Raw genomic sequence first — 26032 nt, forward strand, 5'->3', positions numbered from 1 at the left:
AATGACAGCAACTTTTGTTACCGCACCAACTCCTTCATGGCGTTCTCCAGACCTTCGATCGTGATCGGGAACATGCGCTCGGAAAACAACCGGCGAACGATGGTGGTCGATTCCGAATAATCCCAATGCTTCTGCGCCACCGGATTGAGCCACACCGCGTGCGGATAGGTGCGCGTGATGCGCTCGAGCCAGACCGATCCAGCCTCTTCATTGACATGCTCGACCGAGCCGCCGGGCACCATGATCTCGTACGGCGACATCGAGGCATCGCCGACGAACACCACCTTGTAGTCGTGCGGATATTTATGCAGCACGTCCCAGGTCGGGGTCCGGTCGGTGAAGCGGCGGCGATTCTGCTTCCACACGCCTTCATAGAGGCAATTGTGGAAGTAGAAATATTCCATGTGCTTGAATTCGGTCTTGGCCGCGGAGAACAGCTCCTCGACCTGCTCGATGTGCGAATCCATCGAGCCGCCGATATCGAAGAACACCAGCACCTTGACCGCGTTGCGCCGCTCGGGACGCATATGCACGTCGAGATAGCCGTGGTTGGCGGTCTCCTTGATCGTGGTGTCGAGGTCGAGTTCGTCCGGCGCGCCGGTGCGGGCGAATTTGCGCAACCGGCGTAGCGCGATCTTGATGTTGCGGATGCCGAGCTCGACATTGCCGTCGAGATCCCTGAACTCGCGGCGATCCCACACCTTCACCGCGCGATTGTTGCGGTTCTTTTCCTGACCGATGCGGATGCCTTCGGGGTTATAGCCGTGCGCGCCGAACGGCGACGTGCCGGCGGTGCCGATCCACTTGTTGCCGCCCTGGTGCCGGCCCTTCTGCTCCTGCAGCCGCTGGCGCAGCGTCTCCATGAGCTTGTCCCAGCCCATGGCCTCGATCTGCTTTTTCTCTTCCTCGGTAAGGTATTTCTCGGCGAGCTTCTTCAGCCATTCGGCGGGTATGTCCGCCTTCTCCATGGCGTCGAGCAGGGTTTCCAATCCCTTGAACACGGTGCCAAACACGCGGTCGAACTTGTCGAGATTGCGCTCGTCTTTCACCAGCGCGGCGCGCGACAGATAGTAAAAATTCTCCACCGTCTGCTCGGCGAGGTTGGCGTCGAGCGCCTCCATCAGCGTCAAATATTCGCGCAGGCTGACAGGCACCTGGGCATCGCGCAGCGATGTGAAGAATTGCAGGAACATGGACTACAGATTGCCCGCCGGACCCCGTACGTCAAGGGCCTCCGCGGGGCCGGGAGGCCTAGACCTGTCAGGTTTTTTAATTAGTATTGAGCCTGAGATGCTTTTCCCCGTAACAACCGCCCATCTGCTGTTGGAACGATAGTTGTCGTCCCAAGCACGTGAAAGCGCGCTTAAATTCACGCCAGAATAAACAACAAGGCACAGGCTCGATGAAATTTACCGGTACCAAGGATTACGTTGCCACCGATGACCTCAAGATCGCGGTCAATGCCTCGATCGTGCTCGAACGCCCGCTGCTGGTAAAGGGCGAGCCCGGTACCGGCAAGACCGTGCTGGCCGAGGAAGTCGCCAAGGCGATCGGCGCGCCGCTTCTGACCTGGCACATCAAATCCACCACCAAGGCGCAGCAGGGACTCTACGAATACGACGCGGTCTCGCGGCTGCGCGACAGCCAGCTCGGCGACAGCAGGGTCTCCGACATCTCGAACTACATCAAGCGCGGCAAATTGTGGGAAGCCTTCACCCATGAGAAGCGGCCGGTGCTGCTGATCGACGAGATCGACAAGGCCGACATCGAATTTCCCAACGACCTTCTGCTCGAGCTCGATCGCATGGAGTTCTTCGTCTATGAGACCGGCGAGAACATCAAGGCGAAGCTGCGCCCGATCGTGATGATCACATCGAACAACGAAAAGGAATTGCCGGACGCATTCCTGCGCCGCTGCTTTTTCCACTACATCAAGTTTCCCGACGTCGACACCATGAACCGGATTGTCGACGTGCATTTCCCCGGCATCAAGAAACGCCTGGTGGAGGAAGCCTTGCGGATTTTCTTCGAGGTGCGGGAAGTGCCGGGCCTGAAGAAGAAGCCCTCGACATCGGAGCTTCTGGATTGGCTGAAGCTGCTGCTCAACGAGGATATCACGCCGGAAATGCTCAGGGAGCGCGATCCGCGCAAGCTGATCCCGCCGCTGCACGGCGCGCTCTTGAAAAACGAGCAGGACGTGCATTTGTTTGAGCGGCTGGCGTTCCTCAGCCGCCGGGAAGTATAATCGTCATCTGAAAGCGCCGGAGTTCGCCGGCGCTTTGGTCAGTCTACGAACATAAACAGAAAAAAGATCAGGGAAGATGAACGTTCAGAGCCAAATCCGCGCCGAGTCGCCCGGCCTGACCGGGCATTTCGATGTCCTGATCGCGGGCGCCGGCATTTCAGGGATTGGTGCTGCCTATCATCTGACCCAGCAATGCCCGGGGACGAGCTTTATCGTCCTCGAAACGCAGAAGAGTTTTGGCGGCACGTGGCGTACCCATCGCTATCCCGGCATCCGCTCCGACAGCGACCTGCATACTTTCGGCTACCGGTTCAAGCCATGGACCAGCGCGCCGATCGCGACCGCCGCCGAGATCCTGAAATATATGGGCGAGGTGATCGAGGAAAACGATCTCGGCCGCCACATTCGCTATGAGCACATGATCTCCTCGGCCAAATGGTCGAGCGAGGAAAACCTCTGGACCATCGAAGCCGTCAGAACCGATACCGGCGAGGCACTTCGCTTCACCGCCAACTTCTTCTGGATGTGCCAGGGTTATTACCGTCATTCGGAAGGCTACACGCCCGAGTGGAAGGATATGGCGAGCTTCAAGGGCCGGATCGTTCATCCGCAGAAATGGCCTGATGATCTCGACTACAAGAACAAGAAGGTCGTCGTGATCGGCTCCGGCGCCACTGCCGCGACGCTGATCCCGGCGATGGCGAAGGATTGCGCGCACGTCACCATGCTGCAGCGTTCGCCAACCTATTTCCGGACCGGGCGCAACGCGATCGAGATCGCGGAAACGCTGCGCCAGTTGCAAGTGGATGAGAAGTGGATCCACGAAATCACGCGCCGCAAGATCCTGTTCGAGCAGGACGCCTTCACCCGCAAGACCTTTGAAGAACCCGAGGCCGCAAAAAAGGATCTGCTGTCCGCGGTCGAAGCCTATCTCGGGCCCGATTACGACATCGCGACGCATTTCACGCCCAGATATCGTCCGTGGCGGCAGCGCATTGCCTTCATCCCGGATGGCGACCTGTTCCAGGGCATCAAGTCCGGCAAGGCCTCGGTCGTCACCGACGAGATCGACCGCTTCACCGAAACCGGCATCTTGCTGAAATCCGGCCAAACACTTGAAGCCGACATCATCATTACCGCGACCGGATTCAACCTGAGCGCCAATGGCGACATCGACTTCGAGATCGACGGCAAGCCGCTCAATTTCGCCGACACCGTGACCTATCGCGGCATGATGTTCACCGGCGTCCCCAATCTGGTCTGGGTGTTCGGATATTTCCGCGCGAGCTGGACGCTTCGGGTTGATCTGGTCGCCGACTTCGTGTGCCGCCTGCTCAACCACATGAAGGACATCGGCGCGCGCAAGGTGTCGCCGGCGCTGCGGCCGGAAGACCACAACATGCCCCTGCTGCCGTGGATCGACGCCGAGAATTTCAATCCCGGCTACATGATGCGCGGCATGCATTTGTTGCCGAAGCGCGGCGACAAGCCGGAGTGGCAGCACAACCAGGACTACTGGGCCGAGAAGGACGAATTTCCGGCAATCGATCTCAGGGATAGCGCCTTCGTCTACGAATAAGCCCCGTCAGATAGCCTATCCCGCCGCTTTCACAACCGCCAGCTCCGCCGCGCTGCGGCCGCGAATCAGGTCAGATGCCTTGTCGGCGATCATCATGGTCGAGGCGTTGAGGTTGGCCGAGATCATCCGCGGCATGATCGACGCGTCGATCACCCGCAGGCCTTGCAGCCCGTGCACGCGAAGCTGGTCGTCGACGACAGCCCATTTGCTGTCGGCCGGTCCCATGCGGCAGGTGCAGCCGGGATGGAACGTCGTGGTCCCTCGCTGCGTCGCCGCGGCGAGAAACTCCTCATCGCTCTGCACTTTGGGTCCCGGGAAATCCTCATAGGCGTAATATTGCGCAAGCGGCGCCGACGAGAGCAGCCTGCGCGCGAGCTTCATGCCGGCGACGACTGTGCGGCGGTCGAGCTCCTCGGCCAGATAATTGGTTTGAATGATCGGCGGATCGAACGGATCGGCGGAGCGGGCATGAACATAGCCGCGGCTTTCCGGCCGCTGCTGCCAGGACGCGACCGTCATGCCGGGTTGGTCTTCGAGCTGGCCCTGCACGCCCTCTTTGTAGCTCGCGGGCGTGAATGTGAGTTGCAGATCCGAGCTTTCAGTGCTCTCGCCGGAATGCCAGAAGCAGTAGACCATGGTCGGCGACAACGATAGCAGGCCGCGTCGTGTCGTCGCCCATTTGATCGCCTCCAGCGCCAGGCTGAGGCCGCGACGGCGTTCGTTGATGGTCTTGATGTTCTTGACGCGCGCGACCGAGCGCGGCGCGTAATGGTCCTGCAATCCCTCGCCGACGCCCGGCAGCGCGTGGCGCACCTCGATGCCGAGCGAGCCCAACAGATCCGGCGACCCAACGCCCGACAATTGCAGCAGTTGCGGCGAATTATAGGTGCCACCGGAGAGGATCACTTCCTTGTTGGCGCGGATCTCGACCGGGGTGCCGCCCCTGCCACCTTTCATATAGCGCACGCCGACCGCGCGCTTGCCTTCGAAGATAATGTTGGTTGCATGCGCGTGGGTCCGCACATGGACGTTCGGCCGCTTCCTTGCGGGATGCAGGAAGGCGGTCGCCGCGCTGACGCGCAGGCCGTTTCGGATGGTGCGCTGGGCGTAGGATACGCCTTCCTGGATCGCACCGTTGTAATCGGGGTTGCGCGGGATGCCGAGACTCATCGCACCCGCCATGAACGCTTCGCAGAGCGGATCGCGCCAGTCCATGGTCGTGACGGTGAGATTGCCCTCGCGGCCGCGATAGGCATCGTCGCCCTCGCCGATGCGGCGTTCCAGCCGTTTGAAATACGGCAGCACATCCTGATAGCCCCAGCCGCGATTGCCGTACTGGGCCCAGGTATCGAAATCCTGACGCTGGCCACGATTATAGATGTGGCCATTGATCGAGGACGACCCACCGAGCGTCTTGCCGCGCGGCGCATAGATGCTGCGGCCTCCGGTCCACGGACCCGGCTCCTGCTGGTAGGCCCAGTTGATGCTCTTCATGTGAAAGGTCTTGATGAAGCCGGCCGGCAGATGGATGTAGGGATGCCAGTCGCTCGGCCCCGCCTCGAGCACGCAGATGCTGGTGCCGGCGTCTTCGCTGAGCCGGTTGGTCAGCACGCTTCCGGCAGAACCGGATCCCACGATCACGTAATCGAATGTATCCATCATATCAGTTCCAGCATCGGCAGTTCGCTACCGCGGCTTTTCATTCAGTTGATAGGTGAGATGCGCCTTCACAGTCGGCCATTCGCTGGCGATGATGCTGTAGACGACGGTGTCGCGCAGCGTGCCGTTGGGCGCGATCTGATGGCTGCGCAGGATGCCATCCTGCTTGGCGCCCAGCCGCTCGATGCCGCGCCGGCTCTGTTGGTTGAAAAAATGCGTGCGGAATTCCACCGCGATGCAATCGAGCTTTTCAAAGGCGTGCGCCAGCAGCAGCAATTTGCACTGCGTATTAACCCCGCTGCGCTGCACATGTTTGGCGTACCAGGTCGAGCCGATCTCGACGCGCCGGTTCGGCGCGTCGACATTCATGTAGGTCGTCATGCCCGCGATCTTGCCGTCGGCGTCGAACACCGTCCATGGCAGCATGGAGCCAGCCGCCTGCAACCCCAGCCGGCGGTCGATCTCCTTGGACATTCCCTCGGCGGTTGGGACCGCGGTGTACCAGAGCTTCCACAGCTCGCCGTCCTTCACCGCTTCGGTGAGGCCGCCGCAATGGTCCTGCGATAGCGGCTCAAGCCGCGCATGCGCGCCACGCAACGAAACAGGTCCAAGCCAAGCCATTAAACATCCCTTTTTTCACACGGAACAGCGCAACATACCTGTCATTGCGAGCGACGCGAAGCAATCCAGAAAAAACCATGGACTGGAAGACTGGATTGCTTCGTCGCCTTTGCTCCTCGCAATGACGAAGGCGCTTCCGATCATCACTTATTCAAGAAATTCAGCGGCAGGCCGGGACGCGCCCAGTCCATCGCGATCAGTTCGCCCTTGCCGGACAGCGTGATGTAGGCGGTTTTCAGTTCGGGGCCGCCGAAGGCGATGTTGGTGGTGACGCGGTCGCCGGTCGGGACCTGCTCGACGATGGTGCCATCGGGCGCAATCACGGAAATGCAGCCCGAGATCAAGGTCGCCACACAGACATTGCCGGAGGCTTCCACCGCGAGCGAGTCGAACATCTGATAGCCGCCGAGACCCGCGATCGGCTTGCCGCGCTCGCCGCGATAGATCACGTCGCGCGGCTTGACCGTGCCCGGCGCCGACAGATCGAACGCCCATAGCCGCGCGGTCGGCGTCTCCGCCACGTAGACGGTGTTTTCATCCGGTGACAACCCGATGCCATTGGCAGGCAGCATTCCGAAGCCGCCTTCGACAATCTCCTTGGCACTGGGCTTGATGTAATAGAACGCGCCGACATCCATGTCGCGCGCGCGGCGCTTGCCGAGATCGGTGAACCAAAGCCCGCCATGTTTGTCGAACACCAGGTCGTTCGGCCCTTTCAATGGGTGCTCGCCGCATTTGTCGAACACGGTTTCGACCTTGCCGGTCGCAAGATCGACGCGCTGGATCGAGCCGCCGATATATTCGTGAGGCTCGGGTGCGCCGGGCATCATGGTGCCGCGCGAGGGCACCCAGCCGAAGCCGCCATTGTTGCAGACATAACATTTGCCGTCGGGCCCGATCGCCGCACCATTGGGGCCGCCGGGAATTTCAGCGACAACTTCCTTGCGGCCGTCAGGCCAGACCCGCGTCAGCCGCCGGCCGCGGATTTCGACCAGCACCACCGATCCGTCCGGCATGACTACCGGACCTTCGGGGAATTCGAGACCGGTAGCGAGAACGCGAACATTGGGCATGAAATCCTCCCGGCTTTTTATTGGTGGCAGGGGGACTTCTGGTTCAATCCCGCAAGCACAACGTTTCGTTGCGCCAAGTTATGGCAAAGTCGATACCGCTTGCCAAGCAATCGCGGGCTGCAACGCTGCGCAGAGCAGCGTTGCAGCGTAATTTAGTCGCGGACCGGCAGCCAAATCTCCAAACCGCCATTGCCGGTGAGCGGATCGAAGTTCTCGTCATAACGCTCGAAGCTGGGCGCATCTGCCGCTTTAAGGCCGGACGCCGGCAGCCAGTGATTCCAGATCGTATTGATGGTACGGCGAATGGTCGAAATGTGGTCACGGTGGGTAAAGACCGCATATTTTTGTTCGGGAATCCGAACGCGGGCGAATTCGCGCGGCAGGTCGGAGAAGTCAGACACCTCGACGCCGGCGATGTAGTCGAAGTTTCCGGCGTCGTCGCCGTTGCAGCAAACGCCGTAGGCCACCTGCCCGATCCGACCAGGAATATTTCCGACAGATTGGTGAAAGCGCTGCCATTGACCGGGAATGGCGGCGCCGGATTCGCATGTGTAACGTTCGCTGAAACCCGCGACCAGAAGCGGATGGCTGGTCTCGAAGCGCGGCGCCCGAAGATTGTCGATAGCGGTTGAATCCATGATGATCGGCTCCTGAAGCTTGAGGGTATCAAGACGCGCGGTGCGGACCGCTTCGGGCGTCAGCCCAAAATGGTCGCGGAACGCGCGGGTGAACGCTTCGTGCGAGCCGTAATCTGCCTCCAGCGCGAGCGTGAGGATATTGGGCGCGCCCTTGGCCAGAGCGCGCGCTGCCTCAGTGAGGCGCCGGGCACGCACATAGCGCATGACCGGCAGCCCTGTTGCGGCGGCGAACGCCCTGACCATGTGGAAGCGCGAGATTCCAGCGACGCCAGCAATACCGTCGAGCGTCAGCTCGTCGGCAAGGTGGCTTTCGATAAACCAGAGCGCTTTCTGAGCAGGACTCATCAGGAACGGCCTTCGTTCGAAGCGTAGGCACTATGATCGCGTTGCGTGGGCCGCGCTTGACAGTCCTTGCTGTCTTAGCCCCGCGAGATACTCGCCGGGGCGCACGGTCATCCCTCTTCCGCTCTGCGGAAATTAACGGCAAAGGCATCGCTGGCAACATCAAACCAATCGTGCATACTGGCCTCGCATTCAATCCGACGGCTCAAGAAGCTGCCCGCCAAAAAGACCGCCTGAGCCTCGGCCAGAACGTCAGGGAGGACGATGATGCACCACCATGTCTCGAGCTCTGCCAGATCTTTGGTCAAATCCTTAAGCCTTGCGGGGTTGCTCGCCGTAGCACTTGCAGTACCTGCGAGCGCGGAGAAGAAATACGATCCCGGCGCGACCGACGCCGAAATCAAGATCGGCAATATCATGCCCTATTCGGGGCCGGCGTCCGCCTATGCGACGATCGGCAAGACCGAGACCGCCTATTTCAACATGCTCAATGCCCAGGGCGGCATCAACGGCCGCAAGATCAATTTCATTTCCTATGATGACGGCTACAGCCCGCCGAAGACCGTGGAGCAGGCCCGCAAGCTGGTCGAGAACGACGAGGTGCTGCTGATTTTCAATCCGCTGGGAACGCCCGGCAACACCGCGATCCAGAAATACATGAACGCCAAAAAAGTGCCGCAGCTTTTCGTCTCGACCGGCGCGGCCAAGTGGAACGATCCGAAGAATTTCCCGTGGACCATGGGATGGCAGCCAAGCTACCAGGTCGAGGCGCGCATTTACGCCAAATATATTCTGCAGAACTATCCCGGCAAAACCATCGGCATTCTCTATCAGAACGATGATTTCGGCAAAGACTACGTCATCGGCATGCACGAAGGCTTGGGCGATCAGGCCAGCAAACTGATTGTCGTGGAAAGTTCCTATGAAACCAGCGCGCCGACGGTGGACTCGCAGGTCGTGCAGATCAAGGGCGCGAACCCCGATATCTTCGTCAACATCGCGACGCCGAAATTCGCCGCGCAGGCGATCAAGAAGGTCGCGGAATTGGCCTGGCATCCGGTCCAGTTCGTCACCAACGTATCGGCTTCGGTCGGTGGCGTGATGAAGCCGGCTGGCTATGAGGCCAGTCAGGACGTCCTCAGCGCGGCGTATCTGAAGGACCCCAAGGACCCGAAATGGAAAGACGACCCCGCCATGAACGAATGGCGCGCCTTCATGACCAAATGGTATCCCGAGGGCGACCAGGAAGACGCAGCGACCACCTTTGGCTACGGCGTGGCGAAGGGGCTGGAACAGGTGCTGAGGCAGTGCGGTGATGACCTCACCCGCGAAAACATCATGAAGCAGGCCGCCAATCTGAATTTCGAACTGGGCGTCTATCTGCCGGGCACCAAGATCAAAACCAGCCCGACCGATTTTGCTCCGCTCGAGCAGCTCCAGATGATGCGCTTCAAGGGCGAGAGCTGGGACCTGTTCGGACCCGTCATGAGCGGCGAGAAGAGTTCGTAACGCATTCTCTTACGCGCTTCGGCGCACCCCGACCGATCGGGGTGCGCCAGCTTTTATGATCCACCAGCATTGGCGATTCGGCGACCCGAAAGCCGCCGACAGGGTATTGCGCCGCTGGTATTCGAAAAAATGAGGACATCATGCTGATCACCAACATCCGGGCGCACCACGTCCGCATCCCCTATGATTCGGGCGTGGCCAGCTTCCGGCAAGGCGCCTCGGCGATCTCGGCGCTCGATACGGTTGTCGTCGAGGTTTCGACCGACGCCGGTATCACCGGCTGGGGCGATGCCTTTGCCTATGTATGCCCGCGGACCACCTGCACCGCGGTCGAGGAGATGATTGCGCCGCAGGCGCGGGGCCTCGAAGTTCCCGATGCCGCCGGCATCCCTGCGTTCATGGAGCAGATCCAGCGCAACCTGCATCTGTTCGGCCGCTACGGCATCACGATGTTCGCGATCTCCGGGCTTGATATCGCGTTGTGGGACCTCGCAGCCAAAGTGAAGGGCGTGCCGTTGCATCGATTGATGGGGGAAACCAGGCGCGCGCGGATTCCCGCCTATGCGAGCCTGCTGCGGATCGGCACGCCGAAGCTCATTGCCGGCGAATGCGAGGCGGCGCTGCGCCTAGGCTATTCCGCGATCAAGCTGCACGAGACCACAACGCCGGCGGTATTCGCGGCGCGGGAGGCGATCGGCGGCGGCGTCCCGCTGATGGTCGACATGAACTGCCCGCTGGATGGCGCAACCGCGATCGCATTCGCGCATGCCTGTCAGGCGGCTGCGCCGATGTTCCTCGAAGAGCCGGTCTGGCCACCGGAAGACTTTGTCACTTTGGCTGAGGTGCGCGCAAAGGGCGGGCTCGATATTGCTGCGGGAGAGAACGCCTGCACGGTGCACCAATTCCGCCAGATGATGACCGCGGGCGCGGTCAGCTTTGCGCAGCCCTCGGTGATCAAGGTCGGCGGCATTACCGAATTTTTGAAAGTCGCCGCGTTGGCCGACGAACTGGGCGTCGGGGTGGTTCCGCATTCCCCGTATTTCGGGCCTGGCTTTCTGGCGACGTTGCACCTGATGTCGCTCCGGCCGGACGGCTTCATCGAGGTGTTCTACATGAAGCGTGCCGCATGCCTTTGGCGCGGCCGCATCGATGTCGACGCGAATGGCAGCATCGAGGTGCCGCAAGGGCCCGGGCTTGGCTACGAGCCGGACAAAGAGGTCATGGAACAGTACCGCGTGTCCTGACATCAGATCGAGGCGTCAGATGTATGCTTATTTCGCGCCATCCTTCGCAGCCGGGGTGTTTTCCTTCGCCGCTGGCGCATCGGCTTTCTTCTTCAAATCCTCAGCAGTTTTCTTCTGCACCGCCTGAAGGTCGTCCACGACCTTCTGCAGGCTGACGATGGTTGCCTTGAGGGCGTCGATCTGCCGGTTCGCCGCGTCGAGCTTCTGCTGCTGATCGGCGGCAAGCTTGTTGATGGTCTTTTGCAGGAAATCGACGTTGCTCTGCAGGCAGCTGGTGCGCCGCTCCATGGTCTTTTCAACGGTGCAGATTTCGATGCCGGGGACGTCCTGGGCACGGCTACGGCCTGACGTCAGCAGGCAAGGCGCCAGAACCACCAGCGCGACAACAATCCGGCCAATCATCGAAAATCCTCGATCGGGTAGTGCTCGCCACGGTCAATTTGTTGCGAGCCGGGTGCGGGACATCGAGGATATCACACTGAGACCTCATTCGCGCCGTGAGGTTCTGCAGTGCTGAGTCGGATACCAAAACGCCGGCTGGCGCCAGCGCCGCAACGGAGAATGGTGGAAATGGTAACGCGTGAACGTCGTCTGGCCGAATTCGACGGCAATGGCGAGCCGCCGCCGGATCAGGCGGTCGAGGTGCTATGCGAGGATCACAGTGGCACCTATCAACTGCCGTTCCCCTGCCGTTTCGTCGAGGGCCAATGGCGTAATAGCGAGTCCGGAGGCGCAGTCGAGGCGACCGTCGTGGGTTGGCGCCTCCCCCGCTTCTAGCGATCGCGCAGCTTGGTGGGCGGCGCTGTGCCAAAACGCGACGCACCTATTCGCCATTTTTAAGATTCGGAACGCTAATGGAACAAACCGCGCCCGAATCGGCTGGCGACCCCCGTACGCCGATGTTCACGGCTAGATGTCGGCGCCGGTCGCACACGACGCACGACATCCAGCACGTGAACAATCGGCAGCAGCCAGCGGCCGAGGACAAACGTTAATTCCTCGGGCGATGACATCGTGGGCTACTTCCAAGGTGTTACGGGGGGCACCTTGTCGGTTGCCGGTGGCATATCGACGGTCTTGAAGTCGGCCGGACTGACGATTTCGAGGTATTCCATGTCCGGGGAGTAATCGTACAGATAGTGCACGATCCCTGGCCGCTGATGCACGACGTCGCCGGCCTGCACCAGGGTCGGCTTGTCTTCGTACATGAAGCGCGCCCAGCCCTTGGTCATGATCACGATCTGGAAGTCGCAATCGTGGCGATGCCAGCCGGTACCGTCTTCCGGCGGCATGTCAGGATTGGCCTTGACCAGATGGCAGATCACCTGGCCGCCGGTCGCGGCCGCGATGCCGAGATCGCGATACAGGAAGAAGTCGCGCAGGCCCCCTCCCGTGAATTCGGTATCGCCGGGTTTGACGTGGGAGAATGTGTTGACGACAGCGTGCTGGTTCATCGAGGCCTCCACTGTTCCCATTCATGCAAATCGCGACAATCGCTGACGTCCAATTTTTTGGCAGCGCGGATCGACGTGTTCGCAGCTTCATTGTGCTATGCGAAAATCGCGCCAGCCGCGCTGCAGAGCTGCGATTTGGCCGATCGCCATCGCGACCATGGCGAAGCCTCTGGGCGCCATTCGAAATTTAGGACGAGCTGATTTTGGTGCATCGTCACCGGCTCAGCCGCGCAGCTACTACCGAGCTTTGGATGGCATCAAGTTAAGCAAAGCCTGCCCGATGCTTAAGCCCTTCAAACAGGCATCGGCGCGCTTGCACTGCCTAATATTCAACCTCAAGCTCTTCGATCTCGGCGGGCTCGGCCTTGGCGGCTTCGATCCATTCCTGCATCTCGGGCATCGCCATGATCATGCTGGCGTAGGCCTTAAGCTTCGGCTCCAGCTTCACATCATAGGTCGTAAAGCGCGTCACCACCGGCGCATACATGGCGTCCGCCATACTGCGTTCGCCGAACAGGAACGGGCCGCCGGATTTGGCCAGGCACTCGCGCCAGATGGTGCAGACCCGGTCGATGTCGGCTTGCGCGCGCGACCAGATCTTGAAGTTCGGGAAATGGCCTTTCAGGTTGACCGGCAGCGAGGCGCGCAGCGTCGTAAAGCCCGAGTGGATCTCCCCGCAAATCGAACGGCAATGCGCCCGCAGGATGCGATCTGCCGGCAGCAGGCCGGCATGCGGCATGGTCTCGTTGAGATATTCGGCGATCGCCAGCGTATCCCAGATGGTGGCGCCGTCGTGCCGCAGGCACGGAACCAGAATCGACGACGACAGCAGCAGGATTTCAGCCCGCGCCGAAGCATCGTCGGGCGAAGTGATGATTTCGTCGAATTCGAGCCCCGAAAATTTGGTCAGAAGCCAGCCGCGCAGCGACCATGACGAGTAATTCTTGCTGCTGATGGTCAGAGTCGCTTTCGCCATATGGCCTTCCCCTTACACCTGAACGCTTGCCGGGCCTCCGAGTGATCGCTTCTCGCGAAGCGTTCGCTGTGAGCTGCCCATCGTTTGTGCTTCACGCATTTTAAGCAGCAAGCGACGTGCCAGTTTCCGAGGCGATTTGACTCCGCTTTGGCTCCGATATTGCATGGCAACAGAGCGCAGGGGCGGATCCGGATGAAGTCGATGATGTATCAAGCCTATCAGAACCACATGGACTTGACCGCACCGTGGCGGACCGGGGCCGCGGCGGCGCTGAAATATCTCAATCTCGTTCCGCAAGGCGTCTCCGACAAGCTGTTCGGCCGGCTTTCGGCGGCGCTCGAGCTGATCTCGCGCTCTTCACTGACCTATACGCGCCCTCCCTATGGCATCGACAAGGTGCTGGTCGGCAACCGCGAATTGGAGGTGACCGAGGAAGTCGCCTACGCCACACCGTTCGGTTCGCTGTTGCATTTCAAGAAACAAAACGCGCCGGAACAGCCGCGCATGCTGCTGGTAGCGCCGATGTCCGGCCACTTCGCGACGCTGTTGCGCGGCACCGTGAAAACACTGCTGCAGGATCACGACGTCTACATCACCGACTGGCACAACCCCCGCGACATTCCGCTCGACCAGGGCAAGTTCGGTCTCGACGAATATACCGAGCACCTCATCACGTTCCTGGACCAGCTTGGCCCGCGCGCCCACATGGTCGCGATCTGCCAGCCGTCGGTGTCGGCGCTCTCCGCCGCGGCGATCATGTCGGAGGACAATCACCCGGCGCGGCCGGCGACGCTGACGCTGATGGCCGGGCCGATCGACACCAGAATTCAGCCGACCAAGGTCAATGATTTCGCCAAGAGCAAGCCGCTGCAATGGTTCGAGGACAATCTGATCAATTTCGTGCCGTTTCAGTGCAAGGGCGCGTTCCGGCAGGTCTATCCCGGATTCATTCAGCTCACCGCGTTCGTGTCGATGAACCTCGAGCGCCACATCAAGCAGCACGTCGATCTCGCCGATCATCTCGCCAAGGGCGAGAAGGAGAAGGCCGAAACCATCAAGACCTTCTACGACGAATATTTCGCCGTGATGGATCTGCCGGCGGAGTTTTACATCGAGACCATTCGCGACGTGTTTCAGGAACATCTGCTGCCGCTGGGCAAGCTGACCTGGCGCGGCCGGCCGGTGAACCCGGCTTCGATCAAGCGCATGGGGCTGATGACGGTCGAAGGCGAGAAGGACGATATCTGCTCGATCGGTCAGACACTGGCAGCGCAGGATCTCTGCACCGGCGTCCGCGCCTATCGCAAGGTGCATCACATGCAGGCCGGCGTCGGCCATTACGGCGTGTTCAGCGGCAAGCGCTGGAACAACGAGATCTATCCGCTGCTGCGGGACTTCGTGCACGTCAATTCGTGAGCTGAGCCGGCCCCCTCTCCTCTCAAGAGAAGGAGCGCGCTTCGGTGATCGCGCGGCGCGCGCGACAAATCAGCCGAGAAAAAACTCCTTCAGCTTCTTCGCGGTCACGTCGGGATTTTCCTCGGTGAGAAAATGCCCGGAATCGACCGGCGAACCCGTGACGTTGGTCGCCCAGGTCTTCCAGGTATCGAGCGGCGTCGCCGCAGCACTGGCGATGCCGACGTCGCCCCACAGTGCCAGCATCGGGATCGTGATCTTGTTGCCGGCGTCGTGATCGGCTTTGTCGATGTCATAGTCGGCATAGGCGCCGGCGCGGTAATCCTCGCACATCGCATGCACGCGGCTGGGATCGCGGAACGGTGCGAGGTAGTGCTCGAGCGCACGCGGATCGATTTCATTGAGCGTCTTCGACTTGGTCTGGCTCGCCATCTTCTTCTTGAGGAAGAAATCCGGATTGCCGCCGATCAGTGTTTCCGGAAACGGGGCCGGCTGCGCCAGAAAAGTCCAGTGATAGATTTTGAGCGCATATAAGCGGTTCATCCGCTCCCAATAATTATAGGTCGGTAGAATATCCAGCACCGCCAATTTGGACAGCCGTCCGGGATGATCGAGCGCCAGGCGATAGGACACACGGCCGCCGCGATCATGCCCGGCGAGCGCGAAATGCACGTAACCCAACTGCTCCATGGCTTCGACCATCGCCTGCGCCATCGCGCGCTTGGTGTAGGGCGTGTGATTGTCGTCACTTTCCGGCATGTCCGACCAGCCATAGCCCGGCAGGTCGGCGATGATCAGCGTGAACTTGTCCGCAAGCTGCGGCGCCACCTGATGCCACATCACATGCGTCGACGAGAATCCGTGCAGCAGCAGCAACGGTGGCCCCTTGCCACCGACACGGGCGAAAATGCGCCCGGATTTGGTGTTGATCCACTTGGATTCGTAGCCGGGAAACAAATCAGCAAGATCAGGCATCGCTGGCACCCATATCATCATCCACCAACGGGTCAGCGCGAGGGGCTACCCGGTGACAGGCTCTAGCGGATGATCCAGTAAACACCACCAGCGTCATCCACAACAGGCGCTGCGGTATACTGGATACGCGCTTGCGCGGGGTACGACCGCTCAACGGAATTTCACCGGTATGTACGCGACCGGCAAATTCACGCTATGACTTTGCCATCAACGCAAAAAGCAAACCACAGCGAGGAAATGCCATGTCGATCGATTTCGAGATTCCGGCCGAGGCCAAGGCGATCCGCGAGAGGGTCCGCAAATGGGTGCACGACGAATGCATCCCCGCGGAGAAGGAGCTGGACGAAAAGCCGCTCGACGAGGTGCTCGGCAAGCTCAGGGCAAAAGCCCGCGCGCAAGGCCTGTGGTGCCCGTTCATCCCCAAGGAATATGGCGGCATGGGTCTTGGTCCGCTGGCCAACGCGCTGGTGCAGATGGAGCTCGGCGAAAGTTCGCTGGGCGCACTGTCGATGAATACGCAAGGCCCCGACGACGCCTCGATGATGACGATCCTGGCGCACGGCACCGAATATCAGAAGGAAAAATTCCTCAAGCCGATCCTCAACGGCGAAAAACGCGTCTGCTTCTCGATGACGGAAAAAGCCTCCGGCGCGGATGCCACCGGCATGCAGACCCGCGCGGTCAAGGACGGCAACGAAAATTATATCCTCAACGGCGAGAAGTGGTTCTCGTCTTCCGCCAGCGTCGCCGACATCGCACTGGTCATGGCGAAGACCGATCCGGACGCGCCGCGCCACAAACAGTTTTCAACCTTCATCGTGGAATTGCCGAACCCGGGTTACAACATCAAGCGCAACGTGAAGAACATGGCGATCGAAGGCCCACATGAGGATGTGCTGCGCGGCGGCCACTCCGAAATCGAGATCAGGGATCTCAAGGTGCCCGCGGACAATCTGCTCGGCGGCGAAGGCAACGGCTTCAACATGGGCCAGCATCGCCTGGCCTACGGCCGCTTACGCCACGGTATGCATAATATCGCCAAAGCCCAGCGCGCGCTCGACATGGCGACTGCGCATGTGACCAAGCGCTCGACCTTCGGCGTGCTGCTGGCCGACCGGCAGGCGGTGCAGTTCATGCTCGCCGAATGCGCCAGCGAGCTCTACATCGGGCGGCTGATGCTGCTGCACATTGCCTACAAGGCGGAAAAGGGCCTGGACCTGCGGCAGGAGAATTCCATTGCCAAGGTGTATCTCGCCCATATGGTCCACAAGGTGATCGACACCGCGATCCAGTTGCATGGTGCGCTTGGCTACAGCCAGGATACGCCGCTGGCGAAATGGTACACGCAGGTGCGCTCGCAGCGGCTGGTCGACGGTCCCGACGAAGTGCACAAATGGCGGGTCGGCCGCAACGTCATCAAGGCGTTCCGCGAACACGGCACCACGGCCTCGGCGGCAGGCGGCGATTTGCTCTAGGACCAATCTACATTCAGGATTCACAGTTCGGATTAGCGATGATTCCTTGTGTTCCGGATCAATTGATTCGGAGCATAAGGCATGGTCAAGCGATATGAACTTACCGAGGCACAGTGGCGGCTGATCGCAGAGCTTTTGCCCGGCAAGGCCGGCGATCCTGGTCGAACCGGTGCCGACAACCGCCTATTCGTCAATGCTGTTCTGTGGGTCTTGCGCTCCGGCGCGCATTGGCACGACCTGCCACCTCGATATGGCAAGTGGAAAAGCGTGCACACGCGCTTCGCCCGTTGGGCAAAGAATGGCGTGTGGGAGCGCATGTTCGAGGCTCTCATCAAAGATCACAAGAACGAATATCTGATGCTCGATACCACCCTGGTTCGTGCCCACCAGCAGGCCGCGACCGGAAAAGGGGGGACCAAAACCAGGCTTTGGGGCGTTCCCGAGGAGGATTGACCACCAAAATCCACATGCTCGCCGATGCGCTTGGCCGGCCGCTGCGCTTTATCCTCACGCCTGGCCAGAGCGGTGACGTTACGCAGGCCGAGGCTCTCATCAAAGGCTCCGCTGGCCAATACGTCATTGCCGATCGCGCCTATGACAGTCGCGCCTTGCGCGAGGCTATCGAAGCGACCGGCGCCGCAGCGGTGATCCCGCCAAACCCTACGCGCAAGCATCCCCACAGCTACGATCCGGCACTCTATCGACTGCGAAATCGCATCGAACGCTGCTTCAACAAGCTCAAGCACTTCCGCCGCGTCGCAACCCGCTACGACCGCAGAGCGGTTCACTTCCTCGCCTTCATCCATCTCGCAAGTGCTATGGTCTGGACACGCTGAATGTCGATTCAGCCTAGGGCGAGTGAAATGCCCTTAGCCCGACGAAGACGCCGACTTAATCCCGGGAGTTATGACTGACGGTCGACCAAATCCTGATTGCAATGGACGAGCAACGTAAACTCCCTCATCCCATAATCGTCGATTGTCTCGACGGAACAGCCAAGCTCGCGTTCGCAATAGCTGATCCACGACTCGGCGCTCGTATAGTAGAGACTAGCCGAGCGCTGATCGACTGGCGTCATATCGCTTATGAAATTGACGCTGAATCCTCGCCGACTGGTACGCCGCATGTCCCTTAGCGTCGCCGCGATAAAATCTTCCCAAACCGCGCGGGAATGACCAACAGTGACGTTCATGATGCCGCTCGCAACCGAGTAGTCCGCGACCCGCGAACTGGCTTTTCCGACGACAAAGCGACGGTTGGGACCAGAGAAGCGTCGACGCGCCCGGCTGATCATGGCGCGCGAAAGATCCACGCCGCGATAATCGATCTCGGATTCGGGGTGACGCATGGCGAGGAACGCGCAAAGCGCGCCATAACCGCAGCCGACGTCATTCAATGCGAAACTTGTCGAGAAATCGCAAATCTTCAGGAGCTGAACGAAGCGGAGGCTTTGGGTAGCCTGGCATGACCAATCCACCCCCAGCGGGGTGGCGCCATATTTTGCGACCCGCGCGCTATAGTAGGCCTCGACGTCGGAATGGACGCGTCCAAGGTCAGCGCCGCCAAGCGCAGTGCTTGTGCGGCTGCCTTCCCCGGAGACAGTCATTTCTTGCTCTTTTTTTCCACACGCCGTTTCCGTGCGGTTTCGGCGGCGTGCTGTCGAGCCACCGCTGCGGGCGTCACGGGGATCGAAATAATGGAGTACTCGATATGAGAGAAAAGCACCGGCTGTCCTCTGGTCACGGTTATCCGATCATCCTCGGACGCCAGATGAACACGGAAAAATACCGGCAACGGCTTTTTGGCTTCAAAAGCAGCCGCCAGCGCATTGATAACCTGATCGTCGCCCTTAACGCCCGCCAGATCGGATTTGTAGGTGTGAAGCTTGTCCAGGAAGTTGAACCAACGTGGCCGCTCCGCCTGGTCGTCCGGCACAATGCCTAGGAGAGCAAAGGATTGTCGCAGGCTGTGCTTGTTCGAGAAGATCTTGAACTCCTTCTGCAGCGAGACCATCTCGTCGAGTTGTTCGGGCGCAAATCGCTTATTCAATTTAGCGAGGACATCAGAAGTGGTGCCGTCGTTAATCGCTCTTCCCATCGAAAGACCCTCCTTGTTTTGAAATTGTCACTGAAAACGCCAGGCATTCTGCCTACATCACCTGAGCCGTTCAAGCTGTGATCGAAGCTGGATTAGCCGCGGCTCAAAAAAAGCCGCGCCAGATACATTCAATAACATTTCGGCATGTTGGATTAGCTCGCCAATTTCTTGCTGTTGCGCATCGTCGGCAGTGGCCAGAATAAGGCCGCGTAACAACGTCGCATGAAGCTCCGCAATTCGATCGGTTCGCCGTCTGGCGACGGCAATGGCCTCGTCGACTGCCTCCAAAGCGGCATCGAGATCGCCGGCGCGATAGGTCGCATCCGCGAAATCGGCCAGCATGCGCGCCTCAAATTCGAGCCCCGCCCGTGCGTTGCGGGCAAAATCAATCGCTTCTCGAAGCTCACGCGCGCCCTCGCTGAATTCGCCGGCAGCCGCCTTTGCCAGCCCAGCGCTGAACATCGCCGCGACGCGCAAATAGGGTGTTCCAGATTGCTCGGCCAGTTCGGCTACCTTTGCGGCGTGCGGCTTAGCCAGGCCAGGATTGCCGACCCCCCAGGCCATCTCCACCGACGCAAAATGGGGGATGAATTGCACCACGGCGGCAACACGCTCCGGGACCGCTTGCAGCACTTCAGCAAGCCTTTGCTCGGCTTCGCGAAATCGGCCAAGCCGAACCAGGATTCTGGTTCTGAGGCACTTGATCCAGTGTTCAACGTCGAACCCGAGGATCTGATTGGGATTGAGGCCCAGCGTAACCTTGTTCTCGAAACCGCCCTGTTCCCTGATTGCCGCCAGCGCAACTTCGCCGGCGTCGAGCGCCTCATTGAGGCGGCCGGACATGAAGAATGCCTGGCTGAGCATGGCGTTGACTGTCGCAAAGCGCCCCACGTCTCCTTCGCCGAACGTCAGCTTCACGGCATCCTGCGCAAGATGGACGTAGTCATCGGCCGCCGCGGTCGCCGCCAGGATCCGGCCGTATGCACCGAGCAATATCGGCTCATTCATCCTGTCTGCGACGCGCGCGTAGGTGAGCGCCTCCTCGGCATAAGGCTTCACCTCTTCGGCAGACATGCCCTCGCGCCAGCCGAAATTCAGGATCTGACCGCTTGCCATAGCCCGCAACCGATTATTGTGCTCCGAGCCGGGCAGGTCTTGCAGCAACCCCCGGATCCTTTTCCAGCTCTTCAGCGCTTCGGCGGAGTTCGTCCTGCCGATCCATTGAGCCGCACGCTGCAGGTGGGTAACGGCTTCGAGGGTTTGGCCTGCGGCTTCATAGTGGTAGGCGAGAAGCGCTGCGAATTCGTCGAGCTTTCCCCAATCGAAAGCCTCGATCACCCTGGCGACGGCTGCGTGCAGCACGACGAGGCGCGACCGCAACTGCATCGCGTAAGCCACCTCCTGGATCAGCGGATGACGAAACGCAAGCAATCCCCCCTGGTCGTATGGCGGCAGGTCGTACAGAAGCTCCGCATGTCTGAGCCGGGATATCGCCTCGAGCAGCTCGTCATTGGGCAACGCCGCGACGGGCTTCAAGACCGAGATGGCAACCAATCGCCCGATTACGGCGGCGGTTTCGAGCACCTGTTTGGCGATTTCCTCAAGGTGGTCGATGCGCGCCGCGACGACGGCCTGGACGGTCGCGGGCAGCGGAATTCTGTCGATCCCGCCTTTCAGGCGATAAGCACCTCTCTCACCCTCGAAATCGCCGCGTTCCGCAATCGTATTGACGAGCTCCTCGAGAAAGAACGGATTGCCTTGCGCTCGCTCGATAATATTCTGACTTAGTAAGGCCAATGAAGGGTCATCGCCGAATTGCTCTCTCAGCAATTCGTGCGCGTCTGCCGCTGCGAGAGGAGGCATGACAATCTGATGGTAGTGCGATCGTTGCGTGAAGGATGCGGCAAAGCCCGGCCGGAAATTGACGATGAGAAGGGTGGCGGTCCCGACGACGGCGTCCGCCAGCGCCTCTACGAACTCTTCGCTCGCCGCGTCAATCCAATGCAAATCCTCGATGAGCACGACCGTCGCCCTGTCGTCAGGACCTGATTGTGCAAGCGTCCTCACCACATCGAGCAGCTGAATTTTCAGCGCCCTCGGGTCCAGCTTTGGCGCGGGACGCTCTGGGTCACCGAGACCCAGAAATTCCAGCAACAAAAGCAGCGCCTGCTCGGAGGACGCGATCGACGCGAACCGGTCTATGACCTTGCGGCGCGACACCCCCACGGGGTCCTTTACCCGGATGCCGAAGACGTCGCGCAACAATTCCAGCACTGGCTGGAACGGGGTGGCACGCCCATGGGCAAGTACGCGCCCCTCATAAACGCGAATGCCTTGCCGCCGGCAATCTTCAGCAAACTCAAAACACAGTCGGCTCTTGCCAATTCCTGCTTCGCCGACGACGCCGACCACACGGCCATCGCCCTTGATCGTGTTTGCGAGTTCGAGTTCAAGGGCTGCACGTTCATCGCTGCGCCCAATCATTGGCGTCAAACGCCGGCCACGACGGAAGACGTCGCTGGCAGGAGCGTTAAGCAATCCCGTGAGCTTAAACGTCTCCACGGGCGCCGCAATGCCGCGAATGACTTGCGTACCGAGCGGCACGACCTCGACGAATTGTCTGGCACCAGCATAGGTAGCCTTGCTGATGAGGATGGAGCCCTCTTCCGCCATCTGCTCCAGTCGATTTGCGAGATGGACGTTCGCGCCGGCAGCGTCGTAGGTTTGATAGATACTGTTTTCTATGGTCTGGACGACGACTTCGCCGGTATGCAGGCCGACACGGATTTGCAAGCTTGGGTCGGCAAGCCTTGCGACCGAGTCCTGCATCGCCAGCGCCGCCAGGCAGCCACGAACGGCGTGATCCTCATGAGGCCGCGGCGCGCCGAAAAGCGCCATGACGCCGTCGCCCTGTATCTTGTTGACGATGCCGTCATAGCGATGAACGGCATCCTTCATGAGGTTGAGCACCGGCTCAAGACGCTGCATCGCCAACTCCGGATCGCCCAGGCTATCGATCAAGCTTGTCGAATTCCGGATGTCTGCAAAAAGCACCGTAAGGCTTTTGCGTTCACCGCCTTTGATGCTGAGCGAGCGCAGCAGGCGCTGCGGAAATGGATCCGCACTTGACGGTTTCGCTGCCAGCGCCGAGCCGCATTGACCGCAAAAATGGCTAGCGGGTCCATTGATATGGCTGCAGGCGTTACACTTTATTCCAAGCGGCGCGCCGCAATTCTCGCAATAGTCGTTGCCGGCCTTGTTTTGGCTCTCGCATTGCGCGCACTGCATGGCCAGCCCTTTTGACCTCCAATTCGACTCGCCGACGATCATAGCCGGGCCTGTCGTACAATTCCAACGAGGCGCCGGACAATTACGGTCCTGGTCCGATTGGGGCGAATTTAGCGCGAATAAGACGGGCGCGTGTTGCCGGCCGTGATTAGCCCCCCGATGTCGGCAATCTGTCTTAGCGGCGGTCGCGCTCCGCCTCGACCGCCTGCCAGCCGATGTCGCGGCGACAGAACCCGTCCGGCCATTGAATACGGTCGACGGCTTCATAGGCCAGCCGCTGCGCTTCGGTGATATTCTTGCCCAGCGCGCAGACGTTCAGCACCCGCCCGCCATTGGCGAAAATGCTTCCGTCCTTTGATGTCGTGCCGGCGTGGAAGATCTCGACGCCCTCGATCTTGGCGGCCTCATCGAGCCCGCCGATCCGCGTGCCCTTCTTGTAGTCGCCGGGATAGCCCTTTGCGGCCATCACCACGGTCAATGCCGATTCCGGGTACCAGCGCAGATCAAAGTTTTTTAACTGCTCGTCGCATGAGGCCAGAAATGCCGGCACGATGTCCGACATCATCCGCAGCATCAGCACCTGGCATTCCGGATCGCCGAAGCGGACATTGTATTCGAACAGTTTCGGTCCCTGCGGCGTCAGCATCACGCCGGCATAGAGCACGCCGCGAAACGGCATGCCGCGGCTCTTCATGCCGGCGACGGTGGGGCGAATGATCTGGGCCATGATCTGGTCATGGACTTCCACCGTCACGAACGGCGTCGGCGAATAGGCGCCCATGCCGCCGGTGTTCGGTCCCTGGTCGTGATCGAACACGCGCTTGTGGTCCTGCGCCGAGGCCAGCGCGATCGCGGTCTCGCCATCGCACAAGGCGAAGAAACTGATCTCGCGGCCGGACAAAAATTCCTCGATCACGACCTCCGCGCCGGCCGCGCCGAACGCGCCCTCGAACATCACCGCGATGGCGTCTTCGGCCTCGCGCAAGGTTTGCGCGACGACCACGCCCTTGCCCGCCGCAAGCCCGTCGGCCTTGACCACGATCGGCGCGCCTTGCGCGCGCACATAGACCAGCGCCTCGGCGGCATTGGTGAAACGGCGATAGGCTCCGGTCGGAATGCCAAATTCGGCGCAGAGATCCTTGGTGAAACCCTTGGAGCCCTCGAGCTGCGAGGCCTGCTTGCTCGGCCCAAAGGCCTTGATGCCGGCGCTCGCGAGATCATCGACGATCCCGGCCGCGAGCGGCGTCTCCGGGCCGACCACGACCAAATCCACCGCATTGCGTTGGCAAAAATCGATCACCGCGGCATGGTCGGCGATATCGAGCGCCACGCATTCGGCTTCCCGGGCAATGCCGGCATTGCCGGGCGCACACCAGAGCTTTGTTACCAGCGGGGAAGCCGCGATCTTCCACGCCAAAGCGTGTTCACGTCCGCCGGAACCGAGCAGAAGAATATGCATGAGATACGGCCAGACCGATGGTTGCCACGTGACGAGGTGCAGGCTTTAGCACGGCGTCAGCGCCCTGCAAAAAGGCGTCTCCGACCGGATGTGGATATGTGCGATCAGGGCTGCCGCGCCGAGGCTGCGATGATTTCCTGCAGCGTTGCGACATGGCGGGCGAAAGCGCCGCGCCCGGCCGCTGTCGCGGTCACCGTGGTCTGCGGCTTTTTGCCGACAAAGGCCTTTTCGACCGCAACATAGCCGGCCTTCGAAAGCGTTTCGATATGCGCGCCGAGATTGCCGTCGGTGGCGCCGGTCAGCTTCTTCAGTTTTGCAAATTCCAGTCCGGCGGCGGCAGGCATCGCGTTCAGCGCCGCCATGATTTTCAGCCGCAACGGCTGGTGGATGATGTCGTCCAGTTCAGCCATCGGTTATGCCCGGCGCATCCAGAGCCCGCCGAGGATGAGCCCGCCGCCATTGACGAAAGCCATCCACAGCGGAAACCCCTCACCGATATAGAAATAGCCGATCAGCGTCAGCGCACTGATGCCAAGGCCGATCGCGACAAAGGCATAGCCGAACCACAGCCCGGCAATCGAATAGAACAGCATGAAATAGATGGTCCAGAACGCCCCCTGCTGGCGCGGCGTGTAGTGACCAAGCAGCGTCGAGCAGAAATGACCGAACGCGAAAAACAACAGGTACGCCACCAGCATCCGGAAATCGAACCTGCGCACGCCGGTTCCGGAATAACCGGAAGCGATGATCACCAACGTGCAGATAACCCCCACCACATTGACGGCGATCCAGATATAGCCGCCATGGCGGGGCCCGAGATAGGTCGCGATATTGGCGGCGAAAACCAGCGCGCCCCACAGGATCATGATCCGGCTGCCGAGATCGTAGATCCGCGATTGCCGGACGCGGCGGACGATCTCGTCGATCTCGGAGAGCGCCTCGAAGGCCTGCTGACTGTCGATCACGATTGCCCCCATGAGCGCGTTGCGACATCGTCGGCAATGGCCGAAACCGCTGCCGGCGCGCCGACGATGCCCATATGATTGACGCCGGCGATCAGCCTCACGTCAACCGGCGACGCCGTTCCGCTTACCGCTTCGGCATATTTATCCGCGATCATCAACTCATCATCGGCGCCCGAAAAGATCGTAAGCGGCCGGGTGGCTGCGGCCAGATCGCTTCGATAATCCCAATGCGTACCGAAATTGCGCATCAGCCGCGCGGAGTAGATCGGCGTCAGGAATTTTTCGGAATTCGGCGGCACGGCGAAGGCAAGCGCGGGCAGCGCGTCGCAGCAGGTAATGCCGACGTTGCGCAGCGCCGCGAGCGCGATAATGCGCGGAATATCGGCGCTGGCCCAGCCGCCCGAGTTCGGCCGGTTGGTCGGCGCCTTGTAGCCGAGATAAGGCGCGAGCAGCACGGTGCGCGCGAACAAGCCTTGAATTGGCGAGGCCGCCACCCGCAGCGCAAAACCGCCGCCAGCAGAGTGACCGATCAACGTCAGCGGCGCGGTTGGATTGGTCTTGCGGACGACGGCGACAAAGTCGGCGAGATCATCCTCGAGCTGGCCGACATAGCCGATATCGCCCCGCGCCCCGGAGGCGCCGTGACCGCGGATATCGATCGCAAAGGTTTCCACCCCGCGCGCGGCCAAAGCATCAGCCAGCGCATGAATGCTCGCGCTCGACCCGGAGGAACCGTGAACGAGAATCGCGACACGTCCGAGTGCCGTCCCACGCGCCGGATAGTGGCGGTAACCGATTCCGGTGCCGTCCCGGGCCTGGAAATGCTCGAGACCGGGCATGGTGCTGCGGTCCACGGTGCGCGCTGTTTCCGAAATTGAGGCCAGCGGCGGAGGCGGCGTGAGCGGCGCGGCGACCAAGGCGCCGAGCAGCACGGCGATGACACCAATCCCGCACAGCAGCCATTTCAGTACCCTGAACGACCCAACTATCAGCGATTTCGGCATGACTTTCTCCTCATGA

Annotated in this window: 24 protein-coding genes and 1 pseudogene; 8 read left to right on the forward strand and 17 right to left on the reverse strand. The window is 60.7% G+C overall.

What is annotated here, in order from left to right; genetic code table 11:
* Positions 1 to 17: 17 nt before the first annotated feature.
* On the reverse strand, positions 18 to 1193 hold the full coding sequence (locus BLV09_RS17820) for a vWA domain-containing protein (RefSeq protein ID WP_100383705.1): 1176 nt from the start codon (positions 1191 to 1193) through the stop codon (positions 18 to 20).
* Positions 1194 to 1402: 209 nt separating this feature from the next.
* Here BLV09_RS17820 and BLV09_RS17825 point away from each other — a divergent pair, with 209 nt between their 5' ends.
* Positions 1403 to 2245: an AAA family ATPase gene (locus BLV09_RS17825; protein ID WP_100383706.1), complete on the forward strand. Its 843-nt coding sequence runs from the start codon at positions 1403 to 1405 to the stop codon at positions 2243 to 2245.
* Between the two features lie 76 nt (positions 2246 to 2321).
* Positions 2322 to 3824, forward strand: coding sequence for a flavin-containing monooxygenase (locus BLV09_RS17830; RefSeq protein WP_146688277.1), 1503 nt, complete (start codon positions 2322 to 2324; stop codon positions 3822 to 3824).
* 15 nt (positions 3825 to 3839) lie between these two features.
* On the opposite strand, the gene BLV09_RS17835 is transcribed toward BLV09_RS17830, so the two are convergent.
* The 5 genes from BLV09_RS17835 to BLV09_RS37325 all read right to left on the reverse strand — a co-directional run bounded on the left by BLV09_RS17835 (position 3840) and on the right by BLV09_RS37325 (position 8465).
* Positions 3840 to 5483, reverse strand: coding sequence for a GMC family oxidoreductase (locus BLV09_RS17835; RefSeq protein ID WP_146691178.1), 1644 nt, complete (start codon positions 5481 to 5483; stop codon positions 3840 to 3842).
* Between the two features lie 27 nt (positions 5484 to 5510).
* Positions 5511 to 6104, reverse strand: coding sequence for a GNAT family N-acetyltransferase (locus BLV09_RS17840; protein ID WP_146688278.1), 594 nt, complete (start codon positions 6102 to 6104; stop codon positions 5511 to 5513).
* 143 nt (positions 6105 to 6247) lie between these two features.
* Positions 6248 to 7177 (reverse strand): SMP-30/gluconolactonase/LRE family protein, encoded by a 930-nt coding sequence (locus tag BLV09_RS17845; RefSeq protein WP_146688279.1) that lies wholly within the window; start codon positions 7175 to 7177, stop codon positions 6248 to 6250.
* A gap of 152 nt (positions 7178 to 7329) precedes the next feature.
* Positions 7330 to 8160: an AraC family transcriptional regulator gene (locus BLV09_RS17850; protein WP_100383710.1), complete on the reverse strand. Its 831-nt coding sequence runs from the start codon at positions 8158 to 8160 to the stop codon at positions 7330 to 7332.
* A gap of 107 nt (positions 8161 to 8267) precedes the next feature.
* Positions 8268 to 8465, reverse strand: coding sequence for a hypothetical protein (locus BLV09_RS37325; RefSeq protein WP_167558560.1), 198 nt, complete (start codon positions 8463 to 8465; stop codon positions 8268 to 8270).
* Here BLV09_RS37325 and BLV09_RS17855 point away from each other — a divergent pair.
* Together BLV09_RS17855 and BLV09_RS17860 are read left to right on the forward strand one after the other, a co-directional pair.
* Positions 8425 to 9666 carry an ABC transporter substrate-binding protein gene (locus BLV09_RS17855; RefSeq protein WP_433994404.1) on the forward strand — a complete coding sequence of 414 codons (1242 nt, stop codon included), beginning with the start codon at positions 8425 to 8427 and terminating at the stop codon, positions 9664 to 9666. The genes BLV09_RS37325 and BLV09_RS17855 overlap by 41 nt on opposite strands.
* Before the next feature lie 140 nt (positions 9667 to 9806).
* Entirely contained in the window at positions 9807 to 10910 is a 1104-nt protein-coding gene (locus BLV09_RS17860) for a mandelate racemase/muconate lactonizing enzyme family protein (RefSeq protein WP_146688280.1), read from the forward strand.
* Positions 10911 to 10937: 27 nt separating this feature from the next.
* Here BLV09_RS17860 and BLV09_RS17865 read toward each other — a convergent pair whose 3' ends face one another.
* Positions 10938 to 11312 carry a hypothetical protein gene (locus tag BLV09_RS17865; protein ID WP_146688281.1) on the reverse strand — a complete coding sequence of 125 codons (375 nt, stop codon included), beginning with the start codon at positions 11310 to 11312 and terminating at the stop codon, positions 10938 to 10940.
* A gap of 168 nt (positions 11313 to 11480) precedes the next feature.
* On the opposite strand from BLV09_RS17865, the gene BLV09_RS17870 reads away from it, so the two are divergent.
* The gene (locus tag BLV09_RS17870; protein WP_100387144.1) at positions 11481 to 11687 is read left to right on the forward strand and encodes a hypothetical protein; all 207 of its coding nucleotides are present in this window, start codon (positions 11481 to 11483) and stop codon (positions 11685 to 11687) included.
* Positions 11688 to 11929: 242 nt separating this feature from the next.
* On the opposite strand, the gene BLV09_RS17875 is transcribed toward BLV09_RS17870, so the two are convergent.
* A complete protein-coding gene (locus BLV09_RS17875; protein WP_100387145.1) occupies positions 11930 to 12364 on the reverse strand; it encodes a cupin domain-containing protein in 435 nt (144 codons plus the stop codon).
* A gap of 322 nt (positions 12365 to 12686) precedes the next feature.
* Entirely contained in the window at positions 12687 to 13340 is a 654-nt protein-coding gene (locus BLV09_RS17880) for a glutathione S-transferase family protein (RefSeq protein WP_146688282.1), read from the reverse strand.
* A 192-nt stretch (positions 13341 to 13532) separates the two neighbouring features.
* Between BLV09_RS17880 and BLV09_RS17885 the strand changes: the two genes are divergently transcribed.
* Positions 13533 to 14756: a polyhydroxyalkanoate depolymerase gene (locus BLV09_RS17885; protein WP_146688283.1), complete on the forward strand. Its 1224-nt coding sequence runs from the start codon at positions 13533 to 13535 to the stop codon at positions 14754 to 14756.
* A gap of 69 nt (positions 14757 to 14825) precedes the next feature.
* Here BLV09_RS17885 and BLV09_RS17890 read toward each other — a convergent pair whose 3' ends face one another.
* The gene (locus tag BLV09_RS17890) at positions 14826 to 15728 is read right to left on the reverse strand and encodes an alpha/beta fold hydrolase (protein ID WP_146688284.1); all 903 of its coding nucleotides are present in this window, start codon (positions 15726 to 15728) and stop codon (positions 14826 to 14828) included.
* A gap of 242 nt (positions 15729 to 15970) precedes the next feature.
* On the opposite strand from BLV09_RS17890, the gene BLV09_RS17895 reads away from it, so the two are divergent.
* Both BLV09_RS17895 and BLV09_RS17900 read left to right on the forward strand, forming a co-directional pair.
* Positions 15971 to 17203 (forward strand): acyl-CoA dehydrogenase family protein, encoded by a 1233-nt coding sequence (locus BLV09_RS17895; RefSeq protein ID WP_100383717.1) that lies wholly within the window; start codon positions 15971 to 15973, stop codon positions 17201 to 17203.
* An 81-nt stretch (positions 17204 to 17284) separates the two neighbouring features.
* Positions 17285 to 18039: pseudogene (locus tag BLV09_RS17900) on the forward strand (IS5 family transposase).
* A gap of 68 nt (positions 18040 to 18107) precedes the next feature.
* On the opposite strand, the gene BLV09_RS17905 reads toward BLV09_RS17900, so the two are convergent.
* The 7 genes from BLV09_RS17905 to BLV09_RS17935 all read right to left on the reverse strand — a co-directional run bounded on the left by BLV09_RS17905 (position 18108) and on the right by BLV09_RS17935 (position 26016).
* Positions 18108 to 18599 carry a class I SAM-dependent methyltransferase gene (locus BLV09_RS17905; RefSeq protein ID WP_244549135.1) on the reverse strand — a complete coding sequence of 164 codons (492 nt, stop codon included), beginning with the start codon at positions 18597 to 18599 and terminating at the stop codon, positions 18108 to 18110.
* 206 nt (positions 18600 to 18805) lie between these two features.
* A complete protein-coding gene (locus BLV09_RS17910) occupies positions 18806 to 19300 on the reverse strand; it encodes a hypothetical protein (protein WP_244549136.1) in 495 nt (164 codons plus the stop codon).
* Positions 19301 to 19357: 57 nt separating this feature from the next.
* The gene (locus BLV09_RS17915) at positions 19358 to 22630 is read right to left on the reverse strand and encodes an adenylate/guanylate cyclase domain-containing protein (RefSeq protein WP_244549137.1); all 3273 of its coding nucleotides are present in this window, start codon (positions 22628 to 22630) and stop codon (positions 19358 to 19360) included.
* Between the two features lie 133 nt (positions 22631 to 22763).
* The gene (gene purD, locus BLV09_RS17920) at positions 22764 to 24047 is read right to left on the reverse strand and encodes a phosphoribosylamine--glycine ligase (protein ID WP_146688287.1); all 1284 of its coding nucleotides are present in this window, start codon (positions 24045 to 24047) and stop codon (positions 22764 to 22766) included.
* 104 nt (positions 24048 to 24151) lie between these two features.
* Complete coding sequence (locus BLV09_RS17925; RefSeq protein WP_146688288.1) at positions 24152 to 24457, reverse strand: winged helix-turn-helix domain-containing protein; 306 nt, start codon at positions 24455 to 24457, stop codon at positions 24152 to 24154.
* Between the two features lie 3 nt (positions 24458 to 24460).
* Entirely contained in the window at positions 24461 to 25012 is a 552-nt protein-coding gene (locus BLV09_RS17930) for a hypothetical protein (RefSeq protein WP_146688289.1), read from the reverse strand.
* A complete protein-coding gene (locus BLV09_RS17935) occupies positions 25009 to 26016 on the reverse strand; it encodes an alpha/beta hydrolase (protein ID WP_100383721.1) in 1008 nt (335 codons plus the stop codon). Before BLV09_RS17935 ends, BLV09_RS17930 begins: the two co-directional genes overlap by 4 nt.
* Positions 26017 to 26032 lie beyond the last annotated feature (16 nt).

It is taken from the genome of Bradyrhizobium canariense, assembly GCF_900105125.1.
In the GTDB taxonomy this organism is placed as follows: Bacteria; Pseudomonadota; Alphaproteobacteria; order Rhizobiales; family Xanthobacteraceae; genus Bradyrhizobium; species Bradyrhizobium canariense_A.

Coding starts and splice junctions, on each gene's coding strand:
- BLV09_RS17885 (WP_146688283.1), top strand. CDS start 13,533: ATGAAGTCGATGATGTATCAAGCCTATCAGAACCACATGGACTTGACC.
- BLV09_RS17870 (WP_100387144.1), top strand. CDS start 11,481: ATGGTAACGCGTGAACGTCGTCTGGCCGAATTCGACGGCAATGGCGAG.
- BLV09_RS17910 (WP_244549136.1), bottom strand. CDS start 19,300: ATGGGAAGAGCGATTAACGACGGCACCACTTCTGATGTCCTCGCTAAA.
- BLV09_RS17925 (WP_146688288.1), bottom strand. CDS start 24,457: ATGGCTGAACTGGACGACATCATCCACCAGCCGTTGCGGCTGAAAATC.
- BLV09_RS17840 (WP_146688278.1), bottom strand. CDS start 6,104: ATGGCTTGGCTTGGACCTGTTTCGTTGCGTGGCGCGCATGCGCGGCTT.
- BLV09_RS17915 (WP_244549137.1), bottom strand. CDS start 22,630: ATGATCGTCGGCGAGTCGAATTGGAGGTCAAAAGGGCTGGCCATGCAG.
- BLV09_RS17880 (WP_146688282.1), bottom strand. CDS start 13,340: ATGGCGAAAGCGACTCTGACCATCAGCAGCAAGAATTACTCGTCATGG.
- BLV09_RS17860 (WP_146688280.1), top strand. CDS start 9,807: ATGCTGATCACCAACATCCGGGCGCACCACGTCCGCATCCCCTATGAT.
- purD (WP_146688287.1), bottom strand. CDS start 24,047: ATGCATATTCTTCTGCTCGGTTCCGGCGGACGTGAACACGCTTTGGCG.
- BLV09_RS17890 (WP_146688284.1), bottom strand. CDS start 15,728: ATGCCTGATCTTGCTGATTTGTTTCCCGGCTACGAATCCAAGTGGATC.
- BLV09_RS17875 (WP_100387145.1), bottom strand. CDS start 12,364: ATGAACCAGCACGCTGTCGTCAACACATTCTCCCACGTCAAACCCGGC.
- BLV09_RS17825 (WP_100383706.1), top strand. CDS start 1,403: ATGAAATTTACCGGTACCAAGGATTACGTTGCCACCGATGACCTCAAG.
- BLV09_RS17820 (WP_100383705.1), bottom strand. CDS start 1,193: ATGTTCCTGCAATTCTTCACATCGCTGCGCGATGCCCAGGTGCCTGTC.
- BLV09_RS17835 (WP_146691178.1), bottom strand. CDS start 5,483: ATGGATACATTCGATTACGTGATCGTGGGATCCGGTTCTGCCGGAAGC.
- BLV09_RS17855 (WP_433994404.1), top strand. CDS start 8,425: ATGCACCACCATGTCTCGAGCTCTGCCAGATCTTTGGTCAAATCCTTA.
- BLV09_RS17845 (WP_146688279.1), bottom strand. CDS start 7,177: ATGCCCAATGTTCGCGTTCTCGCTACCGGTCTCGAATTCCCCGAAGGT.
- BLV09_RS17865 (WP_146688281.1), bottom strand. CDS start 11,312: ATGATTGGCCGGATTGTTGTCGCGCTGGTGGTTCTGGCGCCTTGCCTG.
- BLV09_RS17830 (WP_146688277.1), top strand. CDS start 2,322: ATGAACGTTCAGAGCCAAATCCGCGCCGAGTCGCCCGGCCTGACCGGG.
- BLV09_RS17850 (WP_100383710.1), bottom strand. CDS start 8,160: ATGAGTCCTGCTCAGAAAGCGCTCTGGTTTATCGAAAGCCACCTTGCC.
- BLV09_RS17935 (WP_100383721.1), bottom strand. CDS start 26,016: ATGCCGAAATCGCTGATAGTTGGGTCGTTCAGGGTACTGAAATGGCTG.
- BLV09_RS17895 (WP_100383717.1), top strand. CDS start 15,971: ATGTCGATCGATTTCGAGATTCCGGCCGAGGCCAAGGCGATCCGCGAG.